The following is a 5,666-nucleotide window of genomic DNA, read 5'->3' as shown; positions in this document are numbered from 1 at the left end:
GGGGACGAGGCAGCACCCGTAAGTCAGACAGAATAGTACATGTCAAACTCGACCGGGTGCGGCGTCATCTCGAAACGGGCGACCTCGCCCATCTTCAGCTCGATGTAGCTGTCGATGAAGTCGTCGTCGAACACGCCGCCGTTCTTCAGGAAGCCGCGATCCTTGTCGAGGTTTTCCAGCGCCTCGCGCAGCGAACCGCACACCGTGGGGATGCCCTTCAGCTCCTCCGGCGGCAGGTCGTAGAGGTCCTTGTCCATGGGATCGCCGGGGTGGATCTTGTTTTTGATCCCGTCCATCGCCGCCATGGTGAGGGCGGCGAACGCGAGATACGGATTGGCCATCGGATCGGGGAACCGGACCTCGACGCGCTTCGCCTTCGGCGAGGTCGTGTAGGGGATGCGGCACGACGCCGAGCGGTTGCGGGCGGAGTAGGCCAGCAGCACCGGGGCTTCATAGCCCGGGACCAGACGCTTGTAGGAGTTGGTCGACGGGTTGGTGAAGGCGTTGATCGCCTTGGCATGCTTGATGATGCCGCCGATGTAGTGAAGGCAGGTCTCGGACAGGTCGGCATACTTGTTGCCGGCGAACACCGGCTTGCCGTCCTTCCAGATCGACTGGTGCACGTGCATACCCGAGCCGTTGTCGCCGTAGATCGGCTTCGGCATGAAGGTGGCGGTCTTGCCGTAGATGTGCGCGACCTGATGGATGCAATACTTATAGATCTGCATCTGGTCGGCCATGTAGGTCAGCGTGTCGAACTTCATGCCGAGTTCGTGCTGGGCGGAAGCGACCTCGTGGTGATGCTTCTCGACCTTGACGCCCATCCGGGCCATCGCGCCGAGCATTTCCGAGCGCATGTCCTGCACCGAGTCCTGCGGCGGGACGGGGAAATAGCCGCCCTTGTTGCGGATGCGGTGGCCGAGGTTGCCGCCATCATATTCGGTGTCGGAATTGGTCGGCAGTTCCGACGAATCCAGCTTGAAGCCGGTGTTGTAAGGGCTCGACGAAAAGCGGACGTCATCGAACACGAAGAATTCGGCTTCCGGGCCGACCATCACGGTGTCGCCGATGCCCATCGACTTGACCATGGCTTCGGCCTTCTTGGCGATGCCGCGCGGATCGCGGTTGTAGGGCTCGCCGGTGGAGGGCTCGAGGATGTCGCAGGTGATGACCATCGTGGTCTCGGCGAAGAACGGATCGATCACGGCGGTGTTCGGATCGAGCATCAGCATCATGTCGGATTCATTGATCGCCTTCCAGCCGGCGATCGAGGAACCGTCGAACATCGTGCCTTCGGCGAAAATTTCTTCGTCGATCATCGAGATGTCGAAGGTGACGTGCTGCCACTTGCCGCGCGGGTCGGTGAAGCGCAGGTCGACGTATTTGACGTCATTGTCCTTGATGGACTGCAGGACTTCTTTGGCGGTCGTCATGAATACCTCTTTGGCTGGTCGTCGTAAGGCGGCCGCGTTGGAGCGGCGGCCGGCTATCTCTAGCCGGTCCGGAGTGCTTTCGATAGGCCTCAGGAGCTTACGACCGATGCCTCAGATGGCGTCCAGCCCGGATTCCCCGGTACGGATTCGGACGGCTTCTTCGATGTTGGAGACGAAAATCTTGCCGTCGCCGATGCGCCCGGTCTGGGCGGCGCGACGAATCGCGTCGATGGCTTTCTCTACCAGATCGTCCGAGATCACGATCTCGATCTTCACCTTGGGCAGGAAGTCGACAATATATTCCGCGCCGCGGTAGAGTTCGGCATGACCCTTCTGGCGGCCGAAGCCCTTGGCCTCGGTGACGGTAATGCCCTGCAATCCCACTTCCTGAAGCGCCTCCTTCACCTCGTCGAGCTTGAACGGCTTGATGATGGCTTCAATTTTCTTCACTGAGCGTCTCCCACGGCATTTTCACTAAGTCAGGCCGCACGTTGCTTTACCATTGCGCAGAACGCGCAGACTGATCGATACCCTGCTTGGGGCGTTATAAACCTGCCGCCACGCCGCCTCCACGATCTCTCGTGAATGCAGGGACGGTCGGCTACCTCTCCATCTGACAGGCAGGTGAGCGACGGACCGAAGCGTGCTCCTAAAAGCAGGGTCCATGCCAACTGCCGGATAAGATTATTTTTCGAGCATTATCAGGTCATTACACCTGGCTCGATAGAACCATGGCTGCGGTAGATCGTTCTGCGTGCCTACTATGAGTGCAGATTGCACAAAACGAATGCGAATACGAGCGGCATCATCACGGCGTTTGGCGCATTGCCTCCGGATGAGGCGCAGTTAGGAAACGATATGGAAGTTCTCACCACCTGCGAAATGTCCGAAGCGGATCGGCTGACGATTGCCGCCGGGACGCCGGGCTTTGAGCTGATGCGCAATGCCGGTCACGCTGTTGCCGACGCGGCGATGGACCTCGCGGAAGAGGGCGCGATCCTCGTGATCGCCGGGCGCGGCAACAATGGCGGCGACGGTTTTGTCGCAGCGACCGAACTGGCGGCGCGCGGCCGCGAAGTCTCGGTGATCTTGCTCTGCGACCGCACCACGTTGCAAGGCGACGCGGCGCTGGCGGCGCAAGCCTGGAAAGGCGAGGTGCTGCCCTGCGGTCCCAACTCGATCGGGACGCCGGCGCTGATCATCGATGCGCTGTTCGGCGCCGGGCTTAACCGGGTGGTGAAGGGTGATCCGCTGGAGATGATCGAGGCGATCAATGCGTCGGGCGTGCCGGTGCTGTCGGTCGACCTGCCGAGCGGCATCAACGGCAATACCGGTGCGGTGATGGGCGCCGCCGTGCGCGCAATGGAGACGGTGACGTTCTTCCGTCCCAAGCCCGGCCATATGCTGCTGCCGGGCCGGGTCCATGCCGGGCAGTTGCGGGTGGTGGATATCGGTATCGACGCCGATGTGCTGGAGGCGATCCGACCGCAGACGTCGGACAACGTGCCGGACGCTTGGGCGTCGGCGTTTCCTACGCCGCGGATCGACAGCCATAAATTCTCGCACGGTCACGCCGTAGTGGTGTCCGGGGACATCGCTTCGACCGGGGCGGCGCGGCTGGCCGCGCGCGGAGCGCTGCGCGCCGGAGCCGGGCTGGTGACGGTGGCCTCGCCGCGCGAGGCGCTGGCGGTCAATGCCGGTGCGCTGACCGCCATCATGGTCCGGCCGGTCGATACCACGGAGGAGTTTGCCAAACTGATCAGCCGCAAGGTCAATGCCTGCGTGATCGGGCCGGGCGCCGGTGTCGGCGACCACACCCGCGATCTCGTGCTAGCGCTGCTTGCGGCCCAATGTCACGCCGTGCTCGACGCGGACGCGCTGACCAGTTTCGCCGATGCGCCGGACAAGCTGTTTTCGGCGATCAGGGCGGCCGGCGAGGCGCGCGTGGTTCTGACCCCGCACGAAGGCGAATTTCCGAGGTTGTTCAGCGGTATGAGCAACAAACATCCATTTCGCTCGAAGCTGGAAAGGGTGCGTGCGGCGGCCGAACGCGCCGGCACCGTGGTGCTGTTGAAGGGGCCGGACACGGTGATCGCCTCGCCGGACGGCCGCGCCGTGATCTCCGCCAATGCGCCGCCCTGGCTGGCCACCGCCGGCTCCGGCGACGTGCTGGCTGGCATCATTGCCGGCTTCCTGGCGCAGGGCGTCGCGGCCTTCGAGGCCGCCTGCATCGGCGTCTGGATGCACGGCGAGGCCGGCTCCGAGGCTGGTCCCGGGTTGATCGCAGAAGATCTGGCGGAGACGCTCCCGGCGGTGTTCCGGCGGCTCTATGACCGGTTCGAGTTCCAGTACTGAGCTAGCCGACTTCATACCAGCGCACGAGCCGCGGCGCGGCCCAGTCGGTCGCAGTGGCTTCGATCAGCCAGCGGCCGGGATGTTCGGCGGCGAAAGCGATGCGCTGGGTCTGGCCGGCTTCAAGCGCCAGGGTGTCGAGCCAGAACGGCTTCCAGCCGTCGTCGAGCCGGTCGAGCAGGCGGAAGTGGTGGCCGTGCAGGTGGAACACGGCCGGCGTCTTGCTGCGGTTGGTCAAAGCCAGCACGACCACGCGACCGGGGTTGACGCGGAAGGTTGGCACGGCCTTGGCGACGTCGGCTGGCCTGACCCAATCGGGGAGCGCTGAAGCAGCGCCGATCGCTAGATCAACCCGCAGAGCAGATTTCAGGTCGAGCTGGGCCGGCAGTCCGTTGGAGGGGAGAGGCGCGGGCGAGGGCAACGGCTTGTCGCGGATCGGGGCGTCGCCGGAGACCACGAGTCTGCCGATCGGGCGGGCTTCCTTGCCGTCGTGGAGCAGGATGTTAGAGGCCGTTCCGGCCGGTTTCACCGCATCGATGAAGACGTCGATCCGGGTGCCGGACGCCAGCACCAGCTGGCTGTTACGGGCGAGGAAGGGCTCGGCGGGTTGTCCGTCGATGGCCATCACGCGGACATCGTGATCTTCGATTCGCAGTGCGATTACAGCGTGTTGGCAGCCGTTGATGATGCGAATTCTGAACCGCTCATTGATTTTGGCGGTGAAGTCGATCGTGGCCTTTCCGTTGACCGTGAACAGCGTTGCGGCATCCTTCGGATCAGCTCCCGGCGCGACAGCGCTGCCGTCGGCGCGCAGCCGAAAATCCTCGATCAGCCAGACCTCGTCGCGGTCGACTTCGGCCGGCGCGGTCCCCTGCACCACCAGCGCGCGGACAGGAGACGGCAGCGCCTGACCATCGCCAAGCAGCCGGGCGTCGAGCAGCGCGGTGCCGGCGTGGCGCAGCGACAGCGGGAAGGCGTCGTTGCCGCCGGGCGCCACAGGCGGGCGGCCGAGCAGCGGTTCGGCTGCCGCCATGCCGTTCTGGCCGCGCCAGTTCAGCGCAACGGGAACCGGCAGGTCGTTCTGGAAGGTAACGTCGATCTCGTCGCCGCGGCGGTACCTGAGCGGGCCGTCCGGTGCGCCGGCCAGCAGCCAGGCCGGTCCCGGCGCGCCCGGGCGAAGCGGCAGGGTCCCGGGGGCGGCCCGCAACGCCAGGCTCAAGCGGGCCTGGGCGCGGGCCGGGGAGGCCGTCCAGGCTGCCAGGGAGGGCGCCAGAATCGCGCTGCCGAATCCGGCAAGCAGGGTGCGGCGGGTGACGGTGTGCGGGGATTGCGTCATGGGGGAATCCCGACCATTTTCGCGGCGGGATGTCCAGTAACCCCCGGATTGCACCACAGGGCTTGCCAAAGCTATTTTTTTGATGCGAACCATCATCCCCATGTTATAAGCCCGCCGCTCGCGGCATCGCGGCCGAACAGCATGCTTCTCGCGGGCGTGGCGGAATTGGTAGACGCAGCGGCTTTAGGTGCCGCCGACGCAAGTTGTGGGGGTTCGAGTCCCTCCGCCCGCACCAAACGTTCACGGCGTTTGACCTGAGTTTTCCGGGCAGGTTTCGGCAAGGCAATCCTTGAAGAGGGGCTGCCTTGGGGAGATCGGTCCGACACGATCGACGGAAGGCGCAAGCTCACCGTCGCACCATTTTACAACGTCCGGCCTGCGCGCCGGACCAGCGGGAAGAAGATTGACGCCATGCAGGTGAATGAAACCGTCTCCGACGGACTGAAGCGCGAATTCCAGGTCAACGTTCCGGCCGCCGACATCGAAGCCAAGGTCGATGCGCGCCTCGATGACATGAAGGGCAAGGTCAAGCTCAACGGCTTCCG

The 5,666-nt window shown here is 64.4% G+C and carries 5 protein-coding genes and 1 tRNA gene; 3 read left to right on the top strand and 3 right to left on the bottom strand.

From position 1 onward, the window contains the following. Positions 1-23: 23 nt before the first annotated feature. On the bottom strand, positions 24-1,433 hold the full coding sequence (glnA, locus tag JWQ24_RS09505) for a type I glutamate--ammonia ligase (protein WP_299806984.1): 1,410 nt from the start codon (positions 1,431-1,433) through the stop codon (positions 24-26). A gap of 111 nt (positions 1,434-1,544) precedes the next feature. Next, positions 1,545-1,883: a P-II family nitrogen regulator gene (locus JWQ24_RS09500; RefSeq protein WP_143573288.1), complete on the bottom strand. Its 339-nt coding sequence runs from the start codon at positions 1,881-1,883 to the stop codon at positions 1,545-1,547. A gap of 408 nt (positions 1,884-2,291) precedes the next feature. On the opposite strand from JWQ24_RS09500, the gene JWQ24_RS09495 reads away from it, so the two are divergent. Beyond that, positions 2,292-3,788: an NAD(P)H-hydrate dehydratase gene (locus tag JWQ24_RS09495; RefSeq protein ID WP_299806982.1), complete on the top strand. Its 1,497-nt coding sequence runs from the start codon at positions 2,292-2,294 to the stop codon at positions 3,786-3,788. 1 nt (position 3,789) lies between these two features. On the opposite strand, the gene JWQ24_RS09490 is transcribed toward JWQ24_RS09495, so the two are convergent. Continuing rightward, positions 3,790-5,121 carry a multicopper oxidase domain-containing protein gene (locus tag JWQ24_RS09490; RefSeq protein WP_299806980.1) on the bottom strand — a complete coding sequence of 444 codons (1,332 nt, stop codon included), beginning with the start codon at positions 5,119-5,121 and terminating at the stop codon, positions 3,790-3,792. Between the two features lie 150 nt (positions 5,122-5,271). Here JWQ24_RS09490 and JWQ24_RS09485 point away from each other — a divergent pair. Both JWQ24_RS09485 and JWQ24_RS09480 read left to right on the top strand, forming a co-directional pair. Then, positions 5,272-5,356: transfer RNA gene (locus JWQ24_RS09485), tRNA-Leu, on the top strand. 176 nt (positions 5,357-5,532) lie between these two features. Continuing rightward, positions 5,533-5,666: trigger factor (locus JWQ24_RS09480; protein ID WP_299806986.1), on the top strand; the 134-nt coding region annotated here is incomplete at its 3' end.

The organism is Tardiphaga sp. (assembly GCF_028290495.1).
Taxonomy (GTDB): Bacteria; Pseudomonadota; Alphaproteobacteria; order Rhizobiales; family Xanthobacteraceae; genus Tardiphaga.
The sequence above is the reverse complement of the archived record's forward strand: the minus strand, read 5'-3'. Positions and strand labels throughout refer to the sequence as shown.